The organism is Thioalkalivibrio sp. ALMg9, assembly GCF_000380625.1.
Lineage (GTDB): Bacteria > Pseudomonadota > Gammaproteobacteria > Ectothiorhodospirales > Ectothiorhodospiraceae > Thioalkalivibrio > Thioalkalivibrio versutus.
In genome coordinates, this window is the sequence record NZ_AQYC01000007.1 from 177,555 (window position 1) to 203,463 (window position 25,909).

Genomic DNA, 25,909 nt, shown 5'->3' on the forward strand with positions numbered 1-25,909 from the left:
GGACTGTTCAAGCTCGATGGCCGAAGACGACAAACAATCCGAGACCGGTTTCCGGCAGAAACACGGTGACCCCGGCATTGCCGGGCGCATGGCGGCGGCCTTTATTCATTCGCCGCTGTCGTCGCTGCTGCTGATTGCCAGTATCGCGATCGGCATTCTCGGCCTGATGGTCACCCCGCGCCAGGAGGACCCGCAGATCTCCGTGCCGATGGTGGACATCATGGTGTCCTACCCCGGCGTGCCCTCCGAGCAGGTGGCGAGCCTCGCGGCACGGCCGCTGGAGCGGCTGATGAGCGAGTTGTCCGGGGTGGACAACGTCTACTCCGCGTCGCATCGAGGCGAGGCGATGGTGACCGTGCAGTTCGACGTTGGCGAGGACATGGAGTCGTCCATCGTCAAGGTGCACGACAAGCTGATCGCCAATCGCGACCTGATGCCGCCCGGCGTCAGCGAGCCCATGGTCAAGGTCAAGGGCGCGGACGACGTGCCGGTGCTCAACCTGACCTTCTGGTCGCATGAGGTGGACGACGCCCTGTTGCGCCAGATCGCACTGGATGCACAGCAGCAGCTGAACGAGGTCCCCGACACCAACCAGAGCTTCGTGGTCAGTGGACGCGAGGAGCGCCTGCGCATCGAGGTGTTGCCGGAACGCCTCGCGGGCTACGACATCAGCCTGGATCAGATCGCCCAGGCCGTGCAGTCCGCGAATGTCGAGGGCGCGGCAGGACGCATCGAGAGCGGGGGGCTGAGTACTGCGGTGTACACCGGGCGTTTCTTCACCGGCGCCGCCGATCTCGAGCAACTCCTGGTTGCGGTCAGCGACGGCCAGCCGGTCTATCTGCGCGATGTGGCCGAGGTGACGTACGGCCCGGGCGAGCTGGAGCGGTTCGTGCGCCACTACTCCGGTCCGGCAGCACCCGAACCGGATGCGGCACCGGAAGGCGCCGCGGCGGTCACGCTGGCCATTGCCAAGAAGCCCGGCAGCAACGGGGTGACCGTCGCCAACGACGTGCTCGAGCGCCTGGAGCGTCTGAAGGGCAGCGTGATCCCGGACAATGTCGAGGTGGCGGTTTCGCGCAACTACGGCAAGTCCGCCAACGAGAAGGTCAACGAGCTGCTCTTCAAGCTGTTCATCGCCACCTTCGCGGTGACCATCCTGGTGGGCCTGTTCCTGGGGGTTCGTGCCGCGGTCGTGGTGCTGATCGTGATCCCGGTGGTGATCCTGTTCACTGTGTTCAGCGCGTGGCTGCTGGGCTACACCATCGATCGCGTCAGCCTGTTTGCGCTGATCTTCTCCATCGGCATCCTGGTCGATGACGCCATCGTGGTGGTGGAAAACATCTACCGACGCTGGCTGATGAAGCGCGGCATCGATACCGAGACCACGGTGGATGCGGTGCGCGAGGTCGGCAACCCGACCATCCTGGCCACCTTCACGGTCATCGCGGCCCTGCTGCCGATGGGTTTCGTCTCCGGGATGATGGGCCCGTACATGCAGCCGATCCCGGTGCTGGGGTCCGTGGCCATGCTGTTCTCGTTGGTGGCGGCGTTTGTATTCACCCCGTGGCTCACCCAGCGCCTGCGTCCGAGCATGGCGTATCTGGAAAAGGCCACCGACAAGGAACATCGCCAGGCGGAAAAGCTGGGGCGGTTCTACCGCACGGTAATCCCGGGGCTGGCCGACAACCGGGTGCGCGGCTACGCCTTTCTGATCGCCGTCATCGTGATCTTCTTCCTGATGGTCAGCCTGTTCATGACCACGGACGTCCGCGTGAAGATGCTGCCCCTGGATAACAAGCCCGAGTTCCAGGTGATGGTGAACTTCCCCGAGGGCACGGCCCTGACCGAGACCGCGACGCTGAGCCACGACATGGCCAGCGCCCTGCGCGAGATGGACGAGGTGGTGGCTCTGCAGTCCTACGTCGGGACCGCGTCGCCGTTCAATTTCAACGGCCTGGTGCGGCACTACTACCTGCGCAACGAACCCTGGCAGGGGGACATCCAGGTACAGCTGGTGGACAAGGGCGACCGCAGCCGGACCTCGCACGATATTGCCACCGAGGCGCGCGAACGCCTGACCCCGCTGGCCGAGGCGGCCGGCGCGCGCATCCAGGTGGTCGAGATGCCGCCGGGTCCGCCGGTGCTGCAGTCGATTGTCGCCGAGATCTACGGCCCTGATGCTGCCACCCGCCGCGTTGTAGCCCGCGATCTCGAGGGCATGTTCGCCGGTGCCGAGCACGTGGCCGATGTGGACAGCTTCCTACAGGCGCCACACAACGTCTGGCACTTCGATGTGGATCGCGACAAGGCGCTGCGCCGCGGTGTGACCGTGGACACCATCAATCGAACCCTGGAGACCGCGATCGGCGGGCAGATCCTGGGCGATGTAAAGGCGCAGTCGCTGGTCGAGCCGCATTTGATCGAGATGCGTCTGCCGATGGCAACGCGCAATGACATCCGGCAGCTGGAGATGCTGCCGATCTCCACCCGGCAGGGCGGGTCGATCCCGCTGGCCGAGCTGGGCGAATTCGTCCAGCGCCCGCAGGACGAGCCGATCTACCACAAGAACCTGCGTCCGGTGGAGTACGTGACCGGCGAGGTGGTCGGGCGTCTGGCCGCGCCGGTGTACGGCATGCTGGAGGTCCAGGAGCAGCTGGAGGACTACCGTCTTCCGGATGGCAGCCAGGTGCAGCCGCACTGGCTGGGGCCGCCGCCCAATGATGGCTCGACCGCCTTCGAATGGGCCGGCGAGTGGACGGTGACGTACGTGACCTTCCGCGACATGGGGATCGCCTTCGCGATCGCGCTGATCCTGATCTACATGCTGGTGGTCTGGGAGTTCGGCAACTTCGTGTTGCCGGGCATCATCATGGCCCCGATCCCGCTGACCCTGATCGGCATTATTCCCGGCCACTGGCTGATGAACGCCGAATTCACCGCGACCTCGATGATCGGCTTCATCGCGCTTGCGGGGATTATTGTCCGCAACTCGATCCTGCTGGTGGATTTCGGTCGCCAGGCGGTGGACGAGGGCCACGACGTGCGCGACGCGATGATCCTGGCCTGCCAGGCGCGTACCCGTCCGATCATCATTACCGCGCTGGCCCTGCTGGCCGGCTCCAGCGTGATCCTGTTCGATCCGATCTTCCAGGGCATGGCGATCTCGCTGATGTTCGGCACGGTGGTGGCCACCCTGCTGACCTTGGTGGTGATCCCGCTGGGCTGTATCTCCGGCCGCCGCGCCTTCTGCCCGACCAGCCTGGACGAGGACGGTGCGGCCACGGCCGGCTGTGGCAATGGCAATGGCCATGCTGTGCATGCCGGTGTGACGGCCAGCGCGACCCAGGGTGCGTCTCCGGGGGCATCCGGCGAGGGGAATGACCTGTTCGGCCCGCGCGAGGGCGGGCCGGTCACCCAGGTCGTGCAATACGCAGGGCTTTATCTCAAGTGCCTGGTCGTGGCCTTCCTCGAGGGCCTGCGCGATCTGGCGCTCGCCCTGGGGCGCCTGATTCGGTCTTTCATTGAACGCCGCCGCAATGGCGATGGCGGCCCCCCGCCGCCCAGCGGCGGATCGGGCGGTCCCTCCGCCGGGCCTGGCGGGCCGACGGGCGGTGCCCCGGGGAGCGGTGGCGCGTCGGGCACGGGTTCCGGCGGGACTGCGGCGACTCCGCAGCCCCGTTCGGAAAACCCGTCGGCTGACTCGAAGCCGTCGGGCCCTGTTGCGCAGGCACCTGAGGCGACCGGCACCCCAGAGCGCGTGGCCTCCACACCGGCCACCGCGAATGCCGGAGCCCAGGACGCCGGTGCCGCGCCGTCCAGCCGCACCCAGGCTGTGAAGCCCGACTCCGCCGCGGGGACCGCGAAAGAGCCGGCCCCTTCCAAGACCGCGTCCCGTGCCGCGCAGGCGACCTCCACGCGGGGTGCTGGCGATGCCGCCGGGACGAACACTCCGAAGAAGTCGCCAGCGGGCACCTCGGTAAGTGCGAAGGACAAGCCCACCGCAGCCGCGAGCAAGACCTCCGGCGACACGTCCGTGTCCGGTGACGCCACGCAAGGACGCGCAAGCAGCACCAGCAAGGGCACCGGAACCCGGAAAACGGGCAGCGCGAGCGCGAACAAGCGCGCGTCGACGGCATCCAACAAGAAGGCCGGCGGGACAAGCAAGACCGGCACCACGAGCAGCAAGACCGGCCGCAAGGACAGCGGCAGCACCCCCAAGGGGAGCGGCAAACCGGGCACATCCGGCAAGGGCCGCACCCGGCGTGGGATTCGACTCAAGTGAACATGCAAGCAAGACCTCGAGGAGGTTCGCAATGAAGAAGCGTTTCAATTCCCGAATGATTGGTACCACGCTGGCCAGTGCCGCCGTGGCATCCGTACTGGCCCTGGGCGTCGCCCAGGCCCAGGAACAGGATCAGGGTTACGGCCAGGGTCCGGCGATGGGCCAGCAGGGCCCGGTGCCCGGCCCCTACGGGCACGCCCCGTACGGCTCCGGCATGGGCGCACATCCCGGTGGCGGGATGATGCAGCAGCGCGAAGGCTCCGGTGACTTCAGCTTCGGCATGTCCGGACGCAGTCAGGGTCAGGGCTACGGGCGCGGCCACGGTGATGGGTACGGCTATGGCCGCGGCCATCAGGGCTACGGTCCGGGTTATGGCCCGGGGTATGGCCCGGGGTATGGCCCGGGTTACGGCCCCGGTCCGCAGCAGGGTGGTTTCGGCCATCCGGGCATGATGCAGCCGGGCTATGGCATGCAGCAGCGTCAGGGCTACGGCCAGATGCAGCAGTTCGATCCGGACAACCTGCCGGAAGACATGCCGGAAGAGATGCGTGAGCGCATCCAGGCCCAGCACGCCGAGCGCCAGGAGCGCATGGAAGAGATGGAAGCCATGCGCGAAGCGCGTCAGAAGGCGATGGAAGCCGGGCGTGCGGCGTACGAGGAAGAGATGGAGCGCCAGCGTGAGCGCCGCATGGAGATGATGCAGGAGCGTCGTGAATCCATGCAGGAAGAAGGCGGCAACTGATCTGCGGATCGGTGATCGCATGCCGACGGGCGCTGGTGCCCGTCGGAGTGGAAGTCAGACGGAGGCAGTTCGCCATGCAGGGCAGGCAGTCCGGTCAACTGAAACGCAGGCGGGTCAGAAACGCCCCGATACTCGGGGTATTGCTGGCCACGGGGTTTCTGTTGCCGGCCGCCGACCTGGCGGCGAGTGATCGCCACAACCCCTGGGCCTCCGGTACGCCGGAGGTGCAGCGGTCGGCCCCGGAACGCCCGCGCGGGCGTTTTCCGGACCGCGATTACGACCCGTCACGGCGGGGTGAATCGCGGGATGCGCCAGGCCCGCCGCAGCACGCTCCGGCGTCCCGCGGTTACGGGCCGCAACACCCGTACGGCACACCGGGTGCTCCGTCGTTCCACACCCCTGGCGGGATGCCGGGGGGCTATCCATACGGGTATCCGGGGCAGTCCGGTTACCCGGGCATGGGCGGGCCGTCTTCGGTCTTCCCCTGGGGGATGGGCGGTTTCCCGTTCCCCTGACCAGTAAGGCGTGCATTCGAGAAGCCCTCCCCGCGTGCACGCATTCAAATTGAGGGCATGACTCCTTCAGGAGGTAGCACCATGAACAAGTTGGTCAAAGCAGCAGTTCTCGCCGTTTCCCTGGGTGGCCTGGCCGCCCCGATGATGGCCTCCGCCCAGTGGGGCGGCCCCGGCTACGGGTATGGCCCCGGCACCTATGGCCCGGGCTACGGCTATGGCCCGAGCATGCCGTTCTTCGGTGGCCCCGGTTACGGCTCCGGTCGTAATTACGGCATGGGCGACATGATGGGCGACATGATGGGTGACGGTAACTTTGACTTCTCCGCCAGTGGTCGTGGTCGCGGCCACGGTTACGGTCAGGGCTATGGGGATGGCTACGGCCGGGGTTATGGTCAGGGTTACGGCCACCCGGGTTATGGCTACGGCCCGGGCTACGGCTACGGTCCGGGTTACGGTCCGCAGGGCTACGGTCCTCAGGGCTACGGTCCTCAGGGCTATGGCCCGCAGGGTCAGATGCCGCAGCAGCAGGGCCAGGGCAACTAAGCCCGTCGCTGTTCGGGCCTGCCCGGTGTCGGGCAGGCCCCTTTTTTTCGGAGCCGTGCGGATTGGTGGGTTGCGCGTAGCCGCCAATCCGCAATGCTCGAAGGAGACGCCATGCAGACCGTCGTCGCCAATCTGAAAGGTGGTACCGGCAAGAGTACCGTGGCCTTTAACCTGGCCCTGTGGTTGCTGGAGGGGCGTCGTCGCGCCCTGACCGTGGATCTGGATCCGCAGCGAACCCTCAGCGATGTGCTGGAGGTGCGCCACGAGGAAGGCTACGAACCCGCGCTGGACGGGGTCAGTGATCTCGATGCCGTCCGCTCCCGCACGGGCGATTACGACGAGGTGCTGATCGATGTCGGTGCGTCGGACATGGCCTCCCTGATGACTGCGGTGGAGGGTGCCGACCGTGTGCTGATCCCGGTGCCGCCCAGCCAGGCGGACGTCTGGTCGACTTATCGCTTCGTTCAGCGCATTCAGGAGCAACGGGGGTCGCGTGATCGTCCCGAGATCCTGGCATTCATCAATCGTGCCGATACGCACCAGGCCGTGCGCGAGACCGACGAGACGCACGAGGCGCTGCAGCAGATCGAGGGGGTCCGCTTGCTGAAGCCGCGGCTGAAGCAGCGCATGGCCTTTCGCCGTTCCTTCAGCGAAGGGCTCTCGGTGCGCGAACTGGAGCCCCGCGGCAAGGCCGCCGCCGAGCTGGGCGCCCTGGCTGTAGCCCTGTTCGGGCGCAACCGCCGCAAGAAACAATAATGTGTCGCGTCCGGTGATCACCGGACGGCGGGCACCGAGCAGGAGAGCTTCATGCGCTTCATACGCAATGCGTTGGTCGTGATCGGATTGCTGGCACTGATTGGGGTGGGGTATGCCATTTTTGCTTTCGAGCCCTACCTCGGTCAGGTCCGCTCGCTGGATTCCCAGGCGCCCAAGGTCTATTCGCAGATGGCCCGCACGGTGCTGGAGACCGGCGACGCCGCGGAGGCCATGGTCTACAAGCGCAAGGTGGACGCGGGCCTGGCGGTCGAAGAGGTCGAGGATATTCTGCGCCTGGTGGCCAACGAGCTGAATATCCGCAACGTCGGCGAATTGCCGATGGGGGAGGAGGTACGCAGCGTTACCGGGGAGGACTTTCCGTTCCTGAAGATCTATATGTTCTGTGATGTGGCGATTGCCGCGCAGATGGTTCGCCACAGCCCGGCGATGGCTGCGTATCTGCCGTGCCGGATCGTGCTGCAGGAAGATGCCGAGGGCAATCTGTGGCTGATGACGCTGGATCTGGAGCCGATGATCCACGGAGGGCGCCCGCTGCCCGAGGATCTGCGCGAGCAGGCCATTTTTGTGAAGGAATCACTGGAGGAAATCATTGACCGCGCCGCCGTCGGCGCCTTCTGACGGGGGTATCGAATCCGTTTCCGTGCATCGACCAAGGGCGTTCAATGAGCGACGAGAGCAACAGTGATTTCAACAGGGTCCGCGACGAGGCGGACAAGGCGGATGCCCGCTCCCGGCGTGTGGAGCTGATTGTGTACGCCGCCTTGCTGGCCTTCGTGGTCCTGGCCATCTACGGGTTCTGGCTGATCACCAGCCTGACCCGGGATGTCAGCCAGTTGACCCAGGAGATCGCCCAGATGACCCAGGTGGTCGATCGCGACATGTCCACTATCGCCGGGCACATGGCCTCGATGGACCACCAGATGACGGACATCAACAACACCATGCGGGTAATGAACGAGGAAGTGGCGGTGATCGCGGGAAATACGCGCTCGATGGATGCCAATATCGGCTCGATGACGCGGGATACCAGCGTGATGGCGGGCGCGATCACGGGCATGCAACAGGATATGTGGAGTCTGAATCGCAATGTGGGGGCGCCCATGGGTATGATGAACATGTTCAACCCATTCACCGATCAGAGCGGTCCGGTCCGGGGTTCGCCGGGGCCGTATTACCCGCGCTGATCACGCGTTTCGACTGACGGAGTCCGCATGTTCAATCGTCCTGGCCCTCGGGTACGCAAGCAGCTCAAGCTGCTCAGCGACCGCCTTGCCGAAGAGAATCCGGTCCTGAAAGGGGTGGTCGACCCCTTCCGTGATCTGGACCGGGTCGGCTATGCGGCCGGTCTGCTGGATCCCACCGAAGACTCCTACGCCTTCACCATCTCCTGGTGGCCGATGATCGCCATGCTGGGGACGTTCTCGGCCGGCAAGTCCACCTTCATCAACGAATACGTGGGCACCACCGTGCAGCGCAGCGGTTCGCAGGCGGTGGACGACAAGTTCACCGTGATCAGCTACGGCGGAAGCGAGCACGTGCAGGAGCTGCCGGGGCTCGCGCTGGACGGCGATCCGCGTTTCCCGTTCTATCGCGTATCCGACGAGATCGAGCGCATCACCGACGGCGGCGGGCGTACGGTGGATCATTTTCTGGCGATGAAGACCGCGCGCGCGGAGCATCTGCGCGGGCGCATCATCATCGACTCTCCCGGGTTCGATGCCGACGAGCAGCGCGCGACGATCCTGCAGCTGACCGACCACATCATCGATCTGTCGGACCTGGTGCTGGTGTTCTTCGATGCCCGCCACCCGGAACCTGGCGCGATGCGCGACACCCTGGAGCACCTGGTCAATCGCGTCGCCGAGCGCAACGATTTCACCAAACTGGTGTTTATCCTTAACCAGATCGACACCACCTGGCGCGAGGACAACCTGGAAGAGGTGGTTTCGGCCTGGCAGCGCGCGGTGGTGCGTCAGGGCAATGCCACCGGGCGTTTCTACTGCCTGTACAACGAGAGTGCGGCGGTCGAGATCGGCGATCCTCAGGTGCGCGCGCGCTACGAGGAAAAATCCCGGCGCGACCGCCAGGAGATCCACGCCAAGATCCAGGAGATCAGTTCCTCGCGTTCCTACCGGATCCTTGGCTCGCTGCAGGCGATCGCTGAATCCATCGAGATGGACGTCATGCCGGCGCTGCAACGTGCGCTCGAGCGCTGGCGCCGCCGTGTCGTGCAGTTCGACGCCGGGATGTTCGCGGTGGTCGCGGTGATCCTGGGTCTGATTGGCTATCAGTGGACCGGTGGCGTGGCCCCGTGGACCGATGGCAGCGTCTGGCAGTCGATGGGCGAGCGCCCGTTGCTGACTGTTTTTGGCATCGTGGTGCTGGCGATCGTGCTCGGCGGGATTCACTTCTTCAATCGCCGCTGGCTGGCGCGCCGCATCGCGCGGACGCTGCCGACCGAGACCCCCGCCGGTAACTGGCGCGCGGCCTTCGAGAAGAACACGCGTCCCTGGCGCCCGATGATGGGGCGTGCACCGCTGGGTCTGGGGCGGCGGATGATCGGCCGCCTGCATCAGTTGCGCGACCGCGCCGAGGCCTACATCCAGCGCCTGAACAACCAGTTTGTGGATGCCAGTCCGGTCTCGCGCCAGGGCGGGCGGGCCTCGGCCAGCGATGTCTACAACCCGAAGGAGCCGGAAGCCCCGGTCCCCGACCCGACGCCGGGCACGGATGCGCCCCGCGATTACGCCGAGCCGGAGGCGCCGGAGAGGCGCTAGGGGTAGGGGCAGGCATGATGCCTCCTCCTGCGCCGGCTCGCAGCGAGCAGCACGACCAGCGGGCGCGGTTACCGGCCGCTAATGTTGTGCAGGAGGAGAACGATGACCATACTGGCGTGGCTTATGTTCGCGCTGGCCATGATCCTGGTGCCCATCTCGGTATGGGCCAGCATGGCAGCGCTGGGGGTTTGTGCCGGGTGTGCACTGATCCGCGACTGGCGCAGGGGGCGTCAGGCGTCGGAGCAGTAGGCTCTCCCGCCCCGACACCCACGGGCTTTAACCAACTGGGGACGGATCGTGCGCAGGGGGCTGTGGCGGATCCGATTCCTGTTACCACTGGAGGAGAAAGTAGAAATGAGTGATCAAAAGAAGATGGCCATCATTGCCACGAAGGGTAGCCTGGACTGGGGGTATCCGCCCTTCATCCTCGCCTCCACGGCGGCCGCTCTGGGCTACGACTGCGAGGTGTTCTTTACCTTCTACGGCCTGCAGCTGCTGCGCAAGAAACTGGATCTGCAGGTGACCTCGCTGGGCAATCCGGGCATGCCGATGCCGATGCCGATGCCGGTGCTTCTGCAGGCCCTGCCGGGCATGCAGAAGATGATGACCGTGATGATGAAGAAAAAGATGGCGGCGAAGGGCGTCTCCGATCTGGGCGACCTGCGCGAGCTGTGCCTGGAGGCCGAGGTACGCATGATTGCCTGCCAGATGACGGTGGACCTGTTCGACATGGACACCAGCGAATTCATCGACGGCGTGGAATACGCCGGGGCCGCCGCGTTCTTCGAGTTCGCCGGCGAGTCCGATATCTGCCTGTTCATCTGAACCGGCCGCGCGCCTGGCGCGCCCATCAAGGCCCCGCGGCGTTGCGCTGCGGGGCCTTTTTCGTTTTTGGGGTGCTTCCGGTGGGTCAAAGGGCGCTTCGTGGTGGATAAAAAGAGAAAAGATCAGTCGTGGCCGGCGTACATGGCCTCGATGGCTTTGGCGTAGTGCTTGGTAATGACCGGGCGCTTGAGCTTCATGGTCGGGGTCAGCATGCCGTTGTCCACCGACCAGGGTTCGTGCACCACGTAGACGTGGCGGATCCTGGCGTAGCCGGGAAAGTCGCGTAGCTGGTACTGGATGCGCTGGAGCAGGGCGCGCTCGGTGGCACGCGACAGGCGTCCGGCAGTACTGGGGTCGAGGTCGTGGTCCTCGGCGAAGGTCGTCCAGGCCTCGGGTTCGGGGACCACCAGGGCGCTCAGGAAGGAGTGGCCGTCGCCGACCACCATGACCTGATCGAACAGGGCGTCCAGGGCGATGGCCATCTCCATGTCCGCCGGCGGGACCTTCTCGCCATTGGTCAGCACGAGGATGTCCTTCAGGCGCCCGGTGATGAAGATGTGGCCATCGTCGTCGATTCGTGCCTGATCCCCGCTGTGCAGCCAATGATCCTGGTCGATCGTGGAGGCGGTGGCCTCTTCGTTCTTCCAGTAGCCAAGCATGACGCTGCTGGAACGGGTAAGCAGCTCGTCCATTTCGCCGATCTTTACTTCGATACCCGGAAGGGGCTTGCCGATGGAGGCGGGCAGGTTGTCGTCCGGGGTGTTGACGCTGACCACCGGGCTGGATTCGGTCATGCCGTAGCCATGCAGTACCGGGAGGCCGAGGCCGATGAAGAAGCGGGCAATCGGTGGCGGTAGCGGCGCGCCGCCGCACACGGCGAAGCGCAGCTTGCCGCCCAGGCGATTCAGCACCTTGTGCGCCACGATTCGTTCCAGCAGGGGCCACAGCAGCAGGCCCGGGGACCAGGATGCACGGCCCTGCTGGTATTCGAAGCGGCGCCAGCCAATGGCCACCGTGGCCTTGAACAGGCCACGGCCGATCGCGGATTTCTCCTTCAGGCCGGCCTGGATACGGCCATGCACACGTTCGTAGATGCGCGGGACCGAGATCAGCACGGTGGGCTGCACGGACATCAGATCCTCGCCCAGACCCTGGATAGAGCGCGCGAAAGCGACCTCGGCGCCGATCAGCATGGGCATGTAATAGCCGCCGGTACGTTCCAGCATGTGGGACAAGGGCAGGAAGGAGAGGAAGCGGTCGGTATCCGACAGCGGTCCGGCGGTGGAAGAGGCCTGGGCATTGTCGAGAATATTGCGATGCGACAGCATCACGCCTTTGGGTCGCCCCGTGGTGCCGGAGGTGAACACGATGGTCGCCAGGCCCAGGGGGTCCAGGTCCGGGCGACGCACTTGGTCGGGGTCGCCGCGTTCCAGCCAGCGGTCGAGGTGCATCACCCGCGAGTCATCGGGCTCACCCTCGGTTTGGCCCAGACACACGATGCGCTTGAGCGAGGGCATGTTTTCGAAGTGTTCGGACAGGCGCCGGTTGTGCATGCTCTCGCCCAGCAAGAGCAGGCGGGCCTGAGTCTGGCCAATGATGTAGGCGACGTTGTCGGGGCGGTCGTCGGTGTACAGTGGCACGGTAATCAGGCCCAGCTCGGTGGCGGCCTGGTCGAGGGCGACCCACTCGCGCGAGTTGCCGAGCATCAGCGCAACGCGTTCCCCGGGCTTGAAACCTTCGCGCGCCAGCGCAGCCTGCCAGCGATCCACCATCGCGGCCATTTCGCCCCAGGTGGTCTGCTTCCAGGTCTCCTCAGCGGCGCTGAAGTGGCGATAGGCCGGGGCATCCCGACTCATGGAGACCCGAGTGCGGAACAGCGCCGGCAGGGTGGGGGCCTGCTCCGGGGTGATGGTGGTCGACGACATGAGGGCCTCGCGCGCTGGGGTCCGATGACCCGGACGTTAGAGGAGGTGTCCATCCGGGGCAAGCTCAGCCCCGTGGAGGCGTCGTCTGCCTAGCGAATCCCCAGCGGGTGAGCGACGGGTTGGTAGGCGATGGCGCCGAGGACCAGGCTGAGACCGATCAGGGCGATCACGCCGCCCCCGGCCAGGCCCAGGGACGGCCCAATGTAGGTGAGCCGGCCCAGGCGCGTCGGGCCCAGCCAGCGACGGGTCCAGTCACGTGCGGAGACGGCGAGGGTCGCCAGCACCGAGACCGTCGCCGCCGTGCCCAGTGACATCGCCAGCACGGCGGCCACGCCAGCCCAGGCCAGGCCCAGGGCGGTGGAGACCGCCATGATCAGCACCGCGCCGGAACAGGGGCGAATGCCGACGGCCAGCACTGTGCCCCACCAGGTACCACGCTGGTTGGGATCCACGTGGTGCGGGGTGCCGCAGCCGCAGTGCGCGTCGTGTTCGTGCGCATGATCGTGATCGTGGGCTTGAGCGCGGTGGGCGCGATGCAGCCGCCAGGCATGGCGCAGGGCACGAACCATCAGCCACAGCCCGAGCAGCGCGACAAGGGCGAAGCTGGCGATCTCCAGGGTGCGTACCTGACCCAGGGTGTCGCGGGCCAGCCAGCCGAACAGGCCGATCAACACACCGACCAGGGCGATGGCGGTGACGCCCTGCGCCAGCGCGGAGACGGTGGACAGCAGGATGCCGCGCCGCAGGTTTTGCGGCTGGGTCAGCAGGTAGGCGCTGATCACCGCCTTGCCGTGGCCGGGGCCGGCGGCGTGGAAGATCCCGTAGAGCAGGCTGACCAGGATGAGCGCCCCGGCGGTTTGTGCGGTCGGGCCGTCGCGCAGGGCGTGCAGGCCCTCGGTCAGGCTGCGGTGCAATTGCCGCTGGGTCTGCAGCATCCAGCCGGTCAGGCGTTCCAGCTGGCCCGGGGGCTCAACCAGTGGGGTTGGCGCCTGATTGCCACTGGCGGGCGCGTCGCGTTCGGCGGGCGCCTCGGTGGGGGCGCCCAGCGGGTGGCCGGTCTCGGCCTGCGCGAGTCCGGAGCCGCCAAACAGCAGGGCCAGCAACAGGAGTAGCAGGTTGAGGGAAGGGCGGCGGAACAGGTCTTGGTCGGTGCGCATGGCGTTACTGTATAACACTCAGGCTGCGGTGTGGTGTGCGTGGCATCCGATCGCGCGGCAGCACCTGGCTCAGTCGCATTCCAGCGCGGCGGTTTCGGCGAAGTGACGGCCCAGGTCGTTGACCGGGCTGCGGTCCGAACGTTCCAGGGTGGCGGCGTAGCGGATCAGCTGCGGGTCCGGTCGGGGCTCGGTGACGGCGACCTCGCAACCGGGTCGATTCTCCACGAAGACGATGTCGTCCGGATCGTGCCGGATCTCGATCCAGTATTCCGGATCGAAGACGCGGTAGGTGAAGGCGTCACCGGCGGTGATGTCGTGTTCGTCCAGCGGCAGCTCGAAACGCAGGTGCAGGCGCCGGTCCTCCAGGGTCAGGCGCGCGTTGCGGGCCTGCGGCACGTCCAGGCGCTCGTCGCCCAGGTTCAGTTCGGTGAAGTAGTCATAGGCAGCCAGGTTTCCGAGCATGCGTTCGGCGGCGTGTTCCAGCGCCGCGTCGATGCCGGTGGCACCGTCGAGGTCCCGGGTCAGGTCTTCCAGCAGCATGTGGCTGTAGGTCGGGTCGATGCGCCAGGATTGCTCCATGCTCGCCAGGTTGCCGGCATCGTCGAAGACCAGCCCCATGCGCAGGTCGATCCACGCATGCGGGTGGGCGAGCGCGCCGGCCGGCAGGAGCAGGCCCAGAACCAGCGTCAATCGCATGAGCCAGGGGCGCAGATCCATCGGTTTCAGGTGGCGCGCTGCCAGCGCGTGCCGTCCGGCGTGTCTTCCAGCTCGATGCCGCGCGCCACGAGTTCGTCGCGGATGGCATCCGCCTTGGCGAAGTCGCGGTCCTGGCGCGCGGCCTTGCGTGCGGCGATGCGCTCCTCCACCCAGGCGGCCAGGTCATCGTCCCCGGGGTCGCCCTGAAACCACGCGGCCGGGTCCTGTTGCAGCAGACCCAGCAGGGCGGCGCCCGCCAGCAGTTCACCCTTGCGGCGGGCCCGTTCGGCATCGTCGGATGCTGTTGCCAGGGCGTCGGTCATGCGGTGCAGCGCGGTGATCGCGGCGGGGGTGTTCAGGTCATCCAGCAGCGCCGTGAACACTGCCGTGTCGGAGGCAGCAATGTCGTCGGCCTCGATGTCGGCCACATCGCGCAGTACGCGGTACAGGCCATTCAGGCTGTTGCGCGACTGGGTCAGGGTCTCTTCCGAGAAGTTCAGCGGGGCGCGGTAGTGGCGCGACAGCAGCGCCAGGCGCAGGACCTCGCCGGGGTAGTGCTGCAGCAGGTCGTGCAGCAGCTGAAAATTGCCCAGTGACTTGGACATCTTCTCGCCGTCGATGGTCAGGTGTCCGTTGTGCACCCAGTAACGGGCGTAGTGGGTGCCGTGTTCGTGGCAGCCCTCGGCCGCGCAGCCCTGGGCGATCTCGTTTTCGTGGTGCGGGAAGACCAGGTCGTGGCCGCCGCCGTGGATGTCGATCATCGGGCCCAGGTGGCTGCGGATCATCGCCGTGCATTCCAGGTGCCAGCCGGGGCGGCCCGTGCCCCAGGGGCTCTCCCAGCCGGGCTCGTCGGCCGCGGCCGGCTTCCACAGCACGAAGTCGCCGGGGTGGCGCTTGTAGTCGGCGACCTCGACCCGGGCGCCGGCCTGCATGTCCGCCAGCGAGCGCCCGGACAGGGCGCCGTAGTCCGGGTAGGAGGTCACGTCGAACAGCACGTGGTCGTCGGCCACGTAGGCGTGGCCGCGTTCGATCAGGCGCTCGATCAGCTCGATCATCGGCTGGATGTGTTCGGTCGCGCGCGGCTCGAGGGTGGGTTCCAGCGTGCCCAGTTCGGCGATGTCCTCGTGGAAGGCCCGGGTGAAGCGTTCGGTCAGCGCGGCAATGGGCTCGCCGTTGTCGGCGGCGGCCTTGTTGATCTTGTCGTCGACGTCGGTGATGTTGCGGGCGTAGACCACGTGATCCGGGCCGTAGAGCTCGCGCAACACGCGGAACAGCACGTCGAACACGACCACCGGCCGGCCGTTGCCGATGTGCACGCGGTTGTACACGGTGGGGCCGCAGACGTAGAGCGTCACCCGCTCAGGGTCCTGGGGCACGAACGGCTCGTCGCGCCCGCCCAGGGTGTTGTGCAGGCTGAGGGTCCGGGCCGCGCTCATTGCCCGGTGTCCTTGCCGTACAGCGTCTCGGGGGCGATCTCGGGATCGCTGGTCACCACGACGGTGTCCTGTTCGACCTGCAGGTAGAAGCAGCTGCGCCGCCCGGTATGGCAGGCCGGGCCGGTCTGGTCGACCTTCAGCAGCAGGGTGTCGCCGTCGCAGTCCAGGTGCAGCGAATGCAGCTGCTGCACCTGCCCGGACTGCTCGCCCTTGCGCCACAACGCCTGGCGCGAGCGCGAGTAGTAGCAGACGCGTCCGGTCGCCAGGGTCTCGTCCAGGGCCTCGCGGTTCATCCACGCCAGCATCAGGACCTCGCCGGTGTCGTGCTGCTGGGCAATGGCGGGGATCAGACCGCCGGCATTGAGCTTCAGGCGATCCAGGACCGCTGGGGTCGGGTGGCGCTCGCCACGGGACTCGCCTTCGAGTTGCTTGAACATCGCTGCGTCCGCTTGCGGGAGCGGCGAAGAATACCATTTTCGAACCGCGCTCCGAAGCCCGCGAACTGGCCCCGCCTGCCCTGGGTTGCGCTTGGGCCACGGGTGGTCGATGCTCGAGACAGGACAGCTGGCGGGCAGGGAATGCCGGCCGCGTCTCCATGGCGGTCGGAGGAATGGCATGGCGGGAGGCAACAAGGGAAGCTGGAGACCCAGCGCGGGGCGCACCGCGTTACTCATCGCCGTGCTGTATCTGATCGTCGGGCTGCTCTGGATCGCCCTGTCCGACCGGGCCCTGCTGCTGATGGTCGACGATCTGGAGCTGCTGGGGCAGTTGCAGACCCTCAAGGGCTGGGGCTACGTGGTGGTCACAGCCATCCTCCTGTTCCTGCTGGTGTATTTCCCCCTGAAGGATCGTGACCGCGCCTCGCGCGAGGCGCGCCGGCTCACCGGGATTGTTGAACGTTCCCCAGTGGTTGCCATTGAGTGGGCTACCACCCCCGGCTGGCCGGTCACCTTTGTCTCCCCGAATATCGAGCGCTGGGGCATTGCCCGCGATGCCCTGCTGCGCGGCGAGGTGCACTATGCCGACCTGATTCATCCCGACGATATCGACCGCATCGTGGCCGAGGTCGCCGCGCACATCGAGCGCGGCCCGGACCGTTACACCCAGTTGTATCGTCTGCGGGACGGACCGGGCGGCTGGGTCTGGCTGGAAGACCGGACCTGGCTGACCCGTGACGAGTCCGGGCAGGTCATCCGTATCAATGGTCTGCTGGTGGACGTGACCGAACGCCGGCGCGCCGAGCAGGACCTGCGTGATTCCGAGACCCGCTTCCGCGCGATCTTCGACAACGTGCAGGAGGCGATCCTGCTGCAAGACCTGGATACCGAGGCCCTGATCGGGATTAACGCTGCGGCCGAGAAGATGTACGGCTACAGCCGTGCCGAGCTGCTGGCCTGCAACGTGGACGACCTTAGCGCGGACGAGACCGGATTCGACGTTCAGCGCCAGAAGGCCCTGATGGAGCGCGCCCGGCGTGGCGAACAGCTGGTGTTCGAGTGGCGCGCCCGGCACCGTGACGGTCATGGGTTCTGGGTGGAGGCCAACCTGCAGGTCACCGAGATCGCCGGAGAGAAGCTGCTGCTGGTAACGCTGCGCAATATCGAGGCGCGCAAGCAGGCGGAGGCCGCCCTGGCACGCCAGGTGGATCGCCTGAGCCAGGCCGAGCGCCACGCCGGGCTGGGCAGCTGGGAGTACCTGCTGGAGAACCGCGAGCTGTGGTGGTCCGATCGGTTGTATGCGCTGCTGGGCTGTGATTCCCACTACGGCAAGCCGACGCTGGAGTCGTTTGCCCGCAATTTCTTCGACCTCGAGTCCGCGGACGGGGCGAGCTTCTCCGCGGTGATGGAGACCCTGATCGCCGGCGGCCGGCCCGGGCCCCAGCGGTTGCTCCTGAAGGCCCGGCCCGAGGCGCGCGAGGAGGCCTGGTTCAGTCTCACCATGGAGGCGCCGATCGAGCGCGCCGACGGCCTGCATTACGTACAGGGCACGGTGCTGGAGGTGACCGAGCTCAAGCGTAACGAACTGGAACTGCGCAATCTGAACGCCACGCTCGAACAGCGGGTGGCGGAACGCACGGCGGCCCTGCAGGCGCTCAACCAGGAACTGGAATCGTTTTCCTATGCCGTCTCCCACGACCTGAAGGCACCCCTGCGCGGAATCGAGGGCTACAGCCAGTTGCTGGAGGCGGACTACGGCGAGCAGCTGGAGGGTGAGGGTCGCGTCTTCCTCAGCAATATCCGCAATGGCGTGGCGCAGATGAACGAACTGATTTCGGATCTTCTGGCCTACTCGCGCATGGAGCGTCGGCCGCTGGAGGAGCGCACCGTCCGCGTGCGCGCGCTGGTGGAGGAGGTGCTGGAGTCGGTGGATCCGGGACTCCGTGAGCGCGCCGAGGTGAGTATCGAGATCGACCCTGATCTCTGCTTTGTAAGCGACCCGGATGGCGTCGCCCTGATCCTGCGCAACCTGCTGGAGAACGCGTTCAAGTTCAGTGCCGAGCGCGAGGCCCCGCAGGTAACGGTGCAGGCCGAATCCCGCAGCGCTACACTCGGGATCACGGTGCGGGATAACGGGATCGGTTTTGACATGGCGTTTCGGGATCGTATCTTCGATATCTTCCAGCGCCTGAACCGAGCCGAGGCTTATCCGGGGACCGGCGTCGGCCTGGCCCTGGTGCGCCGTGCAGTCCACCGGCTGCGCGGCGAGATCCGCGCCGAGGGCACGCCGGGCGAGGGGGCCGCCTTCCACGTGGAGTTCCCGCGATGAGCCACGCCGGACGTCAGCCCTCCATCCTGGTGGTGGAGGACAACCCGGTGGATATCGATCTGATGCAGCGCGCCTTCAAGCGGAGAAACCTCTCCAACCCGCTGGAGACCGCGCGCGATGGGGTGGAGGCGCTGGAGTTTCTCGATCGCTGGGAGCGCGGCGAACTCGCGCCGCCGGCGGTGATCCTGCTGGATATCAAGCTGCCCAAGGTGGACGGACTGGAGGTGCTTCGGCGTATCCGTGCGCACGAACGCTTCCGGCGCATTCCGGTGGTGATGCTGACCTCCTCCAATGAGGACCGTGACATCGCCACTGCCTATGACTGCGGCGCCAACTCCTACATCGTCAAACCAGTGGATTTCGCCCAGTTCGTGCAGGTCGCCGAGCAGGTCGAGCTCTACTGGTGCCTGCTTAACCACCCGCCGGTCTGAAGCCGCGGCCCCCTTGCAACCCGAGACCCCATGCGAATCCTGCTCGTAGAAGATAACTCGGCAGATGCCGATCTGCAGCGCCGCGTCCTGGAACGTCAGGTGCCGGGCGCCGACGTGTCCCCGGCGGGGTCTCTGGCCGAGGCGCGCGCGGCGCTGACCGGGGCGGATGGCTTCGACTGTGTGGTGGTGGATCTGCGCCTGCCGGATGGCAGCGGTCTCGACTTGATCAGCGAGCTGCACGCCGCGGGACGCGGCGAGGCCGTGCTGGTGCTCACCGGGCACGGCGAACAGGAAACCGTGGTGGCGGCGTTTCGCGCGGGTGCCGATGACTATCTGACCAAGGCCGATGGCTACCTGGAGCGCCTTCCGGGGCGGGTGGTGGATGCTTGCGCCCGGCGCGAGCTGCGGGTGATCGAGGCGCGTGAGCCGCTGCGGGTACTGTATGTCGAGCACAGCGAATTCGATGTCGGCCTGACCTGTCGCGAACTGGCGCGCACGGCCCCACATGTGCAGCTGGCGACGATGCACACCGCCGAGGAGGCCCTGGCGGCGCTACCGGAAAGTGCCGCCGGGGAGCTGGGCTTTGACTTGTTGTTGGTGGACTACCGGTTGCCCGGGATCGACGGCCTCGAGCTGGCGCGCCTGGTGCGCGAGGACCGCGGACTGGACCTGCCGACCATCCTGGTGACCGGGCAAGGCACCGAGGACCTCGCCGCGCGTGCCCTGCGTATGGGCGTGGAGGATTACACGGTCAAGCACGAGGGCTATCTGAAGACCCTGCCGATGCTGCTGGACCAGGTGTATGCCCGCGTGCGGCTGCGCCGGGAACGTGCGGCGCTGGCGGCCTCCGAACGGCGCTACCGCGAGGTGATCGAACGCGCCGGCGATATCGTCTTCGAGACCGATGCCGCCGGTTGCTGGCGTTTCCTCAATCCGGCCTGGACGGCCATCACCGGCCATTCGGTGGAATTGTCGATTGGCGAGGAGATGTTGTCGTTCATGCCGCTGGAGGATCGCGGTTTGGCCGCGCGACTGCTGACGCGCGCCGTGGAGGCCGACGACGGCCGGCTGGAGGCCGAGATTCGTCTGCGCGCGGCCGACGGCTCGCTGTGCTGGCTGGAGCTGCGCGGCCAGGTCAATCTGGATGCCGCGGGCCGGGCCACGGGCCTGTCCGGGAGTCTGGTGGACGTGACCCGGCGGGTGCTGGACCAGCGCGTTCAGGAGGTACGCGGGAACGTACTGGCACGCCTGGCCACGGGGGAGCGCGATCCACGCCTGCTGGAGGATGTGGTCAAGGGCCTGGAATCGCTGGCGCCTGACCTGCACGGCTGCATCATGCTGCTGGATGCCGACAGTCAGGAACTCTACGGCGTGGCGGCTCCGCGGCTGCCGGACCCGCTGCGCAGTGCGACCCGCCGGATCCGCGCTGCCCAGGGGGTGGCCTCCTGCGGCGAGGCCGCCTGGAGTGGCGAGCCGATGATCATCGAGGACTGCGGGACGCACCCGAACTGGGCCGGGTTCTGCGATCTCGTGCGTGGGGCGGGCTTTGGCGCTTGCTGGTCGTTCCCCTTCCGGGATGCCGACGGTGGCGTGCTGGGCACCCTGGGTATTTATCTCGGCGCGTCACGCGGACCCTACCCTGGCGAACGGGTGCTGATCGACGAGTTCACCCAGATCGCGGGGCTGGCGGCGCAGAAGCTGCGCGTCTCGCAGGCACTCGGCGAGCGCGAGCGCGCGCTGCGCACTGCCGCCGAGCTGACCGTGGAACTGTTGCGCGAGGACAACCCCGCCAGCGTGATCCACCGGCTGCTGGCCGAACTGGGGCAGGAGGCTGGCGCCGACCGGGCCTATGTGCTGGTGGCCGAACTGGACCACGCGGTGCGCGAGGCCCTGGATATCCACCGCTACTACTGGGTGCGTTCGGATGCCGAGGAGATGATCCGCCCGCCGCCGCTGCGCAACCTGAGCCTGGAATCGGTCCTGCCGCGCTGGCACGAGATCCTGCAGGGCGGCGGTGCGATCGATGTGCTGACCCGCGAGCTGCCGGATGAGGAACGCGCGATCCTGGAGGCCTCGCAAAGCCAGGCTGTGCTGCTGGTACCCCTGTACGTGGAGGGCGAGTACCGCGGGTTCCTCGCGCTCGACCGGGTGCGGCGCGCGCAGCGCTGGACCGATGCGGACCAGAGCCTGGCGCGCATCGTCGCCTCCAGTCTGGGGGCGGCGCTGGAACGGCGCCAGGCCTTGCTGGGCCTGCGGCGCATGGCGGCGGTATTCGAGAGTACCCGTGACGGCATCATCATCACCGACCTGACCCCGCGGATCGTCGCGGTGAATCCGGCCTTCGTCGACATCACCGGTTTTTCCGAGGGCGAGGCCCTGGGGCGCAACCCGAGCTTTCTGCAGTCCGGGCGCCATGACGGAGAGTTCTTCAAGCACATGTGGGACAGCCTGCAGCGCGAGGGTCACTGGCAGGGCGAGATCTGGAACCGCCGGCACAATGGTGAGGTGGCCCCGCAGTGGCTGAGCCTGAACACCGTTTACGACGAACAGGGTCAGGCCCTGCACTACTCCGGGGTGCTGACCGATATGTCCGAGTTGCGCCGCTCGGAGGAAGAGTTGCAGTACCTGGCTCAGAACGACGCCCTGACCGACCTGCCCAATCGCAGCCAGCTGCAGGTGATGCTGGGGCAGGCGCTGGAGCGTGCCCGCATGCATGGGCACCGGATTGCGGTGCTGAATCTCGATCTGGACCGGTTCAAGAACGTGAACGATTCCATGGGGCACCCGGCGGGCGATCAGGTGCTGGTGGAGGTCGCGCGGCGTCTGCGCGGGGTGCTGGGGCCAACCCATGTGCTGGGTCGGCTGGGCGGCGATGAATTCCTGATTGTGGCGGAGAACCCGGACAGCGACGACGAGATCGCGCGCTGCGCCCGCAGTTTGCTGGCAAGCTTCGAGCGCCCCTTTACGCTGGAGGACGGGCGTTCGGTCTATCTGAATGGCAGCATCGGTATCAGTCTCTACCCCGATCATGGCGACACCGTGACCGCGCTGATCCAGCACGCGGATGCGGCGATGTACCAGGCCAAGGCATCCGGGCGCCAGACCTGGAGTGTCTATACCCAGGCCCTGACACGCGCGGCCGACGAGCGCCTGGAGCTGGAGAACCGACTGCGCCAGGCCCTGCAGGACGACAACGGCGAGTTGCGGCTGCATTTCCAGCCACAGGTGCGGCTGGAGGACGGGCAACCCTTCGGCATGGAGGCGCTGCTGCGCTGGCAGCCGGCACAGGGGGAGATGATCCCGCCGGATCGCTTTATCCCGATCGCCGAGGACACCGGGTTGATCGTTGCACTGGGCGAGTGGGTATTGCGCGAGGCCTGCGACGCCGGGCGCCGATTGCTGGACCGCGGCGCCGGAGATTTCGGTCTGGCGGTCAATCTGTCCCCGGTGCAGCTGCAGCGCAGCGACTTCGTCAATCGCGTGGCGGAGATCCTGGCGCTGACCGGCTTCCCGGCCGCCCAGCTGGAGCTGGAGATCACCGAGACCGCGATCATGCAGCAGGGCGATCAGGCGATTGCACGGTTGGTGGCGCTGAAGGCGCTGGGGGTGAAGCTGGCCATCGACGACTTCGGGACCGGGTATTCCTCGCTGGCGGCCTTGAGGACCTATCCGCTGGATGTCCTGAAGATCGACCGCAGTTTCGTGGATGGTGTTGCCAGCGAGAGCGCCGACCGCGAGATCGCCGCCACCATCATCGCGATGGGCCGCAACCTGAACATGCAGGTGATCGCCGAAGGCGTGGAGACGGCGGAGCAGGCGGCCTTCCTGCAGGAGCGCGGCTGTGCCCTGGGTCAGGGGTATCTCTACAGTCGGCCGCTGGAGATCGAGGCGCTGGATGCCTGGATGACGAAGCATGCCGGCCTGCCGACACCCTGAGGGGCCCCGCTGGTCAGTGTCGTCAGGCATGCCCGCATGGCATCCCCTGGGCCGCTCCGGTAGCCTTTAGGCCCGTCTCTTGCCCGGAGCTGCCCCGATGTCCGATCCGTCCCGTCCCACTGCCTTGCGTTCGATCACCTTTCACGGCCTGGAGCCGGGGCCGCGTCTGATCGTGCTGGGGGCGGTGCACGGCAACGAGACCTGTGGCACCCAGGCCACCGAACGCCTGCACGCGGAGCTGGAGTCGGGGCAGCGGCGTTTGCTGCGCGGACAACTGACGCTGGTGCCGCGCACCAACCCGCTGGCCTATCAGCTGGAAAGCCGCATGGGCGAGCGCAACCTGAACCGCAATCTGCGCGTGACCGACGACCCACAGGACTTCGAGGACCGCATCGCCAACGTGCTGTGCCCGCTGCTGGCGGCGCATGATGTGCTGCTGGATCTGCACTCGTTCCACACCGGTGGGCAGCCGTTCATCATGCTCGGCCCGCGCGATAATGACGGCGAGCTGGAAGGCTTCACGCACGCGGCCGAGGAACAGGCGCTGGCGGCCTGCCTGGGGCCGCAGCGCATGGTCGAGGGCTGGCTGGATACCTACGCCCGCGGGGTCGCGCGCCGGATGAAGAACCCGAACGCCAGCCAGCGCGCGCAGATGCTCAGTACCGACCCGAGCTACGGCATCGGCACCACCGAGTACATGCGCTCGCAGGGCGGCTACGGCGTGACCCTGGAATGCGGCCAGCATGACGACCCGCAGGCGCCGGAGGTGGCGTACAACGCGATCCGCAACACCCTCGCGCATCTGGACATGCTGGAGGCCCCGGCCACCGCGGGCCAGGCCAGTCCGGAGGTGCTGCGTCTGGTCGAGGTGATCGACCGCGACCACCCGGATGACCGCTTTGCGCGGGAGTGGAAGAGCTTCGATCCGCTGGCGGCCGGCGAGCTGATCGGTACGCGTGCCGACGGCACCGAGGTGCGTGCCCCGGAGCCGGGCTTCATCGTGTTTCCCAACCCCAATTCCTTGCCGGGCAACGAGTGGTTCTATCGCGCCGAGTTCAGTGACCGCAAGGTCGTCTGAGCCGGGATACCGCGCGGCATGGACTTTGCGCCCTCCGGCGTTGCGTTGCTGCTCCTCGCCGCCGGGTTCTTCGCCGGCCTGCTGAATGCGGTGGCCGGTGGCGGCAGTTTCCTGACCCTGCCGGCCCTGATGAGCGTTGGCGTGCCGCCGGTGGCCGCGAATGCCACGGGGACCGCGGCCCTGCTGCCCGGTTATCTGGCCAGCGTGCTGGCGGATCGGCGGCAGTTACGCGGGGCGGGGCAGGAGCTGGGCCGGGGGTTGGCCTGGGGCCTGCTGCTGGCGGGGGTGCTGGGCGGGGCCCTGGGGGCCTCCGTGCTGCTGCTGACCGGGGATGCCCGGTTCCGCGCGCTGATCCCCTGGCTGTTGCTGCTGGCCACGGTGCTGTTTGCCCTCGGCCCTTGGCTACAGCATCAGGCCGCGCGGACGCATTCGGGGCCGCTACGGGTATTGGGGGCTGGGCTGGGCTGCGCTTACGGCGGCTATTTCAACGGTGGCGTCGGCATCCTGCTGCTGGCCATCCTGCGTGGCCAGGGGATCACGGATCTCGCGCGGGCGAATGCGGTGAAGAACCTGCTCTCCTCGGTGCTGACCCTGATGGCGGTGGGGGTCTACATCGCGGGCGGGCAGGTGGTCGCGACCGGGCTGCTGGCTGTCGGGGCCGGTGCGATCCTGGGCGCGCGGCTCGGTATCGCCCTGGTGCGCCGCGTGCCGGAGGCCGGCTATCGGCATGCCGTCACCCTGATCGGGGCGGTGATTACCCTCTTGTTTTTCCTCGATCCGGCCTGGCTCGCATCGCCTGACGTGTAGGCTGCGTCGAGCGAAGCGAAACGCATCGGTCGGCGTGACGTCTTTCCGTGTACCCGTGCGTCCTGATGCGTTTCGCGGGGCTCAACGTAGCCTGCGAAGCGTCTGCCATTGGCGTTGAGGGCCCGGTCAGGGGTTCGGGGTGCGTGCGGCGTCGAGTGTCCGGGCGAGGGCGTCCAGGGCGGCGGTATCGGATTCCGGCAGGATGGCCTCGATGCGGGGGCGCAGCGGCGTGTTGGGGGCGGCCATTGGCTCCAGCCCACCGTGGCCGTCCACGCGGTTGATGCGGTGCCAGCCTTGGTCGGTTGCCACCAGTCCTTTCAAGCGGTCGCCGGTAAAGCCGTCGACCAGGCCTGCGAGCGTTGCGTGGTCGACGACCTGCCCCTCGGGCATCAGCCAGCTGCGACCGATGTAGCCATCGCCACGGGTGTCAATGGTGACCCATTCATCTGCCGCCGGAGCAGCGTGGTCGTGGTCATGGTCGTGGTCATGGTCATGGTCATGGTCATGGTCATGGTCATGGTCATGGTCATGGTCATGGTCATGGTCCGTGGATTCGGTCGCGGCGTCGAGGAAGGCGCGGGCCTCGGGGAACAGGGCACCGCCGCGCTCCAGCCGGGGCCGGTCCAGCCATTCGCGCTCGATGCGGGCCTGAGTCGTCTCGACCACCAGGGGGCGCGGCGAGGGCATCGCGGCGACGTAGGCATGCAGCGTCTCGCGGTCATCCTCGCTGTAGAGATCGGCCTTGTTGGCCAGGAGCACGTCGGCCAGGGCGATCTGGTCCTGCCAGGTCGGGTGCTCGCGATGGCGGGGCGAGGCCAGGTGGCGTGCATCCATCAGGGTCACGGTGGCGCGCAGATCGAGGACGCCGGCGTAGGGCGGTTCGGTCAGGGTGCGGATGATCTGCGCCGGGTGCCCGAGACCGGTCGGTTCGATCAGGATGCGGTCGGGTTTCTGGCTGCGGATCAGCCGGTTCAGGCCGACGGTAAACATCTGCGCCGAGACGCAGCACAGGCACCCGCCGGGAACCTCTTCTAGGGCCACGCCGGTATCCGCCAGCAGCCCGCCATCCACGCCGATCTCGCCGAACTCGTTGACCAGCACAGCCCAGTGCTCGCCTTCCGGGCGCTGTGCGAGCAGGTGACGGATGGCGGTGGTCTTGCCGACGCCAAGAAAGCCGGTGATCAGGTTCAGCGGGATGTCGCGATGTTGGGCCATT

General features: G+C 67.0%; 20 protein-coding genes. 14 read left to right on the top strand and 6 right to left on the bottom strand.

Annotation, left to right across the window (positions count from 1 at the left end; translation table 11 throughout):
• The first annotated feature begins 16 nt into the window (after positions 1 to 16).
• The 9 genes from F792_RS0104425 to F792_RS0104465 all read left to right on the top strand — a co-directional run bounded on the left by F792_RS0104425 (position 17) and on the right by F792_RS0104465 (position 10,461).
• The gene (locus tag F792_RS0104425; RefSeq protein ID WP_018168530.1) at positions 17 to 4,282 is read left to right on the top strand and encodes an efflux RND transporter permease subunit; all 4,266 of its coding nucleotides are present in this window, start codon (positions 17 to 19) and stop codon (positions 4,280 to 4,282) included.
• A gap of 31 nt (positions 4,283 to 4,313) precedes the next feature.
• Positions 4,314 to 5,024 (top strand): sulfur globule family protein, encoded by a 711-nt coding sequence (locus F792_RS0104430; RefSeq protein ID WP_018168531.1) that lies wholly within the window; start codon positions 4,314 to 4,316, stop codon positions 5,022 to 5,024.
• 596 nt (positions 5,025 to 5,620) lie between these two features.
• Entirely contained in the window at positions 5,621 to 6,082 is a 462-nt protein-coding gene (locus F792_RS0104435) for a sulfur globule family protein (RefSeq protein WP_018168532.1), read from the top strand.
• A gap of 111 nt (positions 6,083 to 6,193) precedes the next feature.
• On the top strand, positions 6,194 to 6,838 hold the full coding sequence (locus tag F792_RS0104440) for an AAA family ATPase (RefSeq protein ID WP_018168533.1): 645 nt from the start codon (positions 6,194 to 6,196) through the stop codon (positions 6,836 to 6,838).
• Positions 6,839 to 6,889: 51 nt separating this feature from the next.
• A complete protein-coding gene (locus F792_RS0104445; RefSeq protein ID WP_018168534.1) occupies positions 6,890 to 7,477 on the top strand; it encodes a DUF302 domain-containing protein in 588 nt (195 codons plus the stop codon).
• A 44-nt stretch (positions 7,478 to 7,521) separates the two neighbouring features.
• The gene (locus F792_RS0104450; RefSeq protein WP_018144418.1) at positions 7,522 to 8,043 is read left to right on the top strand and encodes a hypothetical protein; all 522 of its coding nucleotides are present in this window, start codon (positions 7,522 to 7,524) and stop codon (positions 8,041 to 8,043) included.
• 27 nt (positions 8,044 to 8,070) lie between these two features.
• Positions 8,071 to 9,636, top strand: coding sequence for a dynamin family protein (locus tag F792_RS0104455; protein ID WP_018168535.1), 1,566 nt, complete (start codon positions 8,071 to 8,073; stop codon positions 9,634 to 9,636).
• A gap of 102 nt (positions 9,637 to 9,738) precedes the next feature.
• Positions 9,739 to 9,885 (top strand): hypothetical protein, encoded by a 147-nt coding sequence (locus F792_RS14875; RefSeq protein ID WP_018144416.1) that lies wholly within the window; start codon positions 9,739 to 9,741, stop codon positions 9,883 to 9,885.
• Positions 9,886 to 9,990: 105 nt separating this feature from the next.
• Entirely contained in the window at positions 9,991 to 10,461 is a 471-nt protein-coding gene (locus F792_RS0104465; protein WP_018144415.1) for a DsrE/DsrF/DrsH-like family protein, read from the top strand.
• A 122-nt stretch (positions 10,462 to 10,583) separates the two neighbouring features.
• On the opposite strand, the gene F792_RS0104470 is transcribed toward F792_RS0104465, so the two are convergent.
• From F792_RS0104470 to hisI, 5 genes are all read right to left on the bottom strand, one after another.
• The gene (locus F792_RS0104470) at positions 10,584 to 12,386 is read right to left on the bottom strand and encodes a long-chain fatty acid--CoA ligase (RefSeq protein ID WP_018168536.1); all 1,803 of its coding nucleotides are present in this window, start codon (positions 12,384 to 12,386) and stop codon (positions 10,584 to 10,586) included.
• Between the two features lie 89 nt (positions 12,387 to 12,475).
• Positions 12,476 to 13,543 (bottom strand): nickel/cobalt transporter, encoded by a 1,068-nt coding sequence (locus F792_RS0104475; RefSeq protein WP_018168537.1) that lies wholly within the window; start codon positions 13,541 to 13,543, stop codon positions 12,476 to 12,478.
• Between the two features lie 69 nt (positions 13,544 to 13,612).
• Positions 13,613 to 14,260 (bottom strand): DUF1007 family protein, encoded by a 648-nt coding sequence (locus tag F792_RS0104480; protein ID WP_018168538.1) that lies wholly within the window; start codon positions 14,258 to 14,260, stop codon positions 13,613 to 13,615.
• 5 nt (positions 14,261 to 14,265) lie between these two features.
• The gene (gene cysS / locus F792_RS0104485; RefSeq protein ID WP_018168539.1) at positions 14,266 to 15,675 is read right to left on the bottom strand and encodes a cysteine--tRNA ligase; all 1,410 of its coding nucleotides are present in this window, start codon (positions 15,673 to 15,675) and stop codon (positions 14,266 to 14,268) included.
• The gene (gene hisI, locus F792_RS0104490) at positions 15,672 to 16,112 is read right to left on the bottom strand and encodes a phosphoribosyl-AMP cyclohydrolase (RefSeq protein WP_018168540.1); all 441 of its coding nucleotides are present in this window, start codon (positions 16,110 to 16,112) and stop codon (positions 15,672 to 15,674) included. The genes cysS and hisI overlap by 4 nt, the downstream gene beginning before the upstream one ends.
• Before the next feature lie 241 nt (positions 16,113 to 16,353).
• Between hisI and F792_RS0104495 the strand changes: the two genes are divergently transcribed.
• The 5 genes from F792_RS0104495 to F792_RS0104515 all read left to right on the top strand — a co-directional run bounded on the left by F792_RS0104495 (position 16,354) and on the right by F792_RS0104515 (position 24,693).
• Positions 16,354 to 18,441, top strand: coding sequence for a PAS domain S-box protein (locus F792_RS0104495; RefSeq protein ID WP_018168541.1), 2,088 nt, complete (start codon positions 16,354 to 16,356; stop codon positions 18,439 to 18,441).
• Positions 18,438 to 18,872 (top strand): response regulator, encoded by a 435-nt coding sequence (locus F792_RS0104500; RefSeq protein ID WP_018168542.1) that lies wholly within the window; start codon positions 18,438 to 18,440, stop codon positions 18,870 to 18,872. Before F792_RS0104495 ends, F792_RS0104500 begins: the two co-directional genes overlap by 4 nt.
• A gap of 30 nt (positions 18,873 to 18,902) precedes the next feature.
• Positions 18,903 to 22,808: an EAL domain-containing protein gene (locus F792_RS0104505; protein ID WP_018168543.1), complete on the top strand. Its 3,906-nt coding sequence runs from the start codon at positions 18,903 to 18,905 to the stop codon at positions 22,806 to 22,808.
• A 97-nt stretch (positions 22,809 to 22,905) separates the two neighbouring features.
• Positions 22,906 to 23,886, top strand: a complete 981-nt coding sequence (locus F792_RS0104510) for a M14 family metallopeptidase (protein ID WP_018144406.1) — start codon at positions 22,906 to 22,908, stop codon at positions 23,884 to 23,886.
• Positions 23,887 to 23,904: 18 nt separating this feature from the next.
• Complete coding sequence (locus F792_RS0104515; RefSeq protein WP_018168544.1) at positions 23,905 to 24,693, top strand: sulfite exporter TauE/SafE family protein; 789 nt, start codon at positions 23,905 to 23,907, stop codon at positions 24,691 to 24,693.
• A 126-nt stretch (positions 24,694 to 24,819) separates the two neighbouring features.
• Here F792_RS0104515 and F792_RS0104520 read toward each other — a convergent pair whose 3' ends face one another.
• Positions 24,820 to 25,908, bottom strand: a complete 1,089-nt coding sequence (locus F792_RS0104520) for a GTP-binding protein (RefSeq protein ID WP_018168545.1) — start codon at positions 25,906 to 25,908, stop codon at positions 24,820 to 24,822.
• Position 25,909: the final 1 nt, after the last annotated feature.

Coding starts and splice junctions, on each gene's coding strand:
- F792_RS0104480 (WP_018168538.1), bottom strand. CDS start 14,260: ATGGATCTGCGCCCCTGGCTCATGCGATTGACGCTGGTTCTGGGCCTG.
- hisI (WP_018168540.1), bottom strand. CDS start 16,112: ATGTTCAAGCAACTCGAAGGCGAGTCCCGTGGCGAGCGCCACCCGACC.
- F792_RS0104475 (WP_018168537.1), bottom strand. CDS start 13,543: ATGCGCACCGACCAAGACCTGTTCCGCCGCCCTTCCCTCAACCTGCTA.
- F792_RS0104435 (WP_018168532.1), top strand. CDS start 5,621: ATGAACAAGTTGGTCAAAGCAGCAGTTCTCGCCGTTTCCCTGGGTGGC.
- F792_RS0104505 (WP_018168543.1), top strand. CDS start 18,903: ATGCGAATCCTGCTCGTAGAAGATAACTCGGCAGATGCCGATCTGCAG.
- F792_RS0104455 (WP_018168535.1), top strand. CDS start 8,071: ATGTTCAATCGTCCTGGCCCTCGGGTACGCAAGCAGCTCAAGCTGCTC.
- cysS (WP_018168539.1), bottom strand. CDS start 15,675: ATGAGCGCGGCCCGGACCCTCAGCCTGCACAACACCCTGGGCGGGCGC.
- F792_RS0104500 (WP_018168542.1), top strand. CDS start 18,438: ATGAGCCACGCCGGACGTCAGCCCTCCATCCTGGTGGTGGAGGACAAC.
- F792_RS0104465 (WP_018144415.1), top strand. CDS start 9,991: ATGAGTGATCAAAAGAAGATGGCCATCATTGCCACGAAGGGTAGCCTG.
- F792_RS0104510 (WP_018144406.1), top strand. CDS start 22,906: ATGTCCGATCCGTCCCGTCCCACTGCCTTGCGTTCGATCACCTTTCAC.
- F792_RS0104520 (WP_018168545.1), bottom strand. CDS start 25,908: ATGGCCCAACATCGCGACATCCCGCTGAACCTGATCACCGGCTTTCTT.
- F792_RS0104440 (WP_018168533.1), top strand. CDS start 6,194: ATGCAGACCGTCGTCGCCAATCTGAAAGGTGGTACCGGCAAGAGTACC.
- F792_RS0104430 (WP_018168531.1), top strand. CDS start 4,314: ATGAAGAAGCGTTTCAATTCCCGAATGATTGGTACCACGCTGGCCAGT.
- F792_RS0104515 (WP_018168544.1), top strand. CDS start 23,905: ATGGACTTTGCGCCCTCCGGCGTTGCGTTGCTGCTCCTCGCCGCCGGG.
- F792_RS0104445 (WP_018168534.1), top strand. CDS start 6,890: ATGCGCTTCATACGCAATGCGTTGGTCGTGATCGGATTGCTGGCACTG.
- F792_RS0104425 (WP_018168530.1), top strand. CDS start 17: ATGGCCGAAGACGACAAACAATCCGAGACCGGTTTCCGGCAGAAACAC.
- F792_RS14875 (WP_018144416.1), top strand. CDS start 9,739: ATGACCATACTGGCGTGGCTTATGTTCGCGCTGGCCATGATCCTGGTG.
- F792_RS0104470 (WP_018168536.1), bottom strand. CDS start 12,386: ATGTCGTCGACCACCATCACCCCGGAGCAGGCCCCCACCCTGCCGGCG.
- F792_RS0104450 (WP_018144418.1), top strand. CDS start 7,522: ATGAGCGACGAGAGCAACAGTGATTTCAACAGGGTCCGCGACGAGGCG.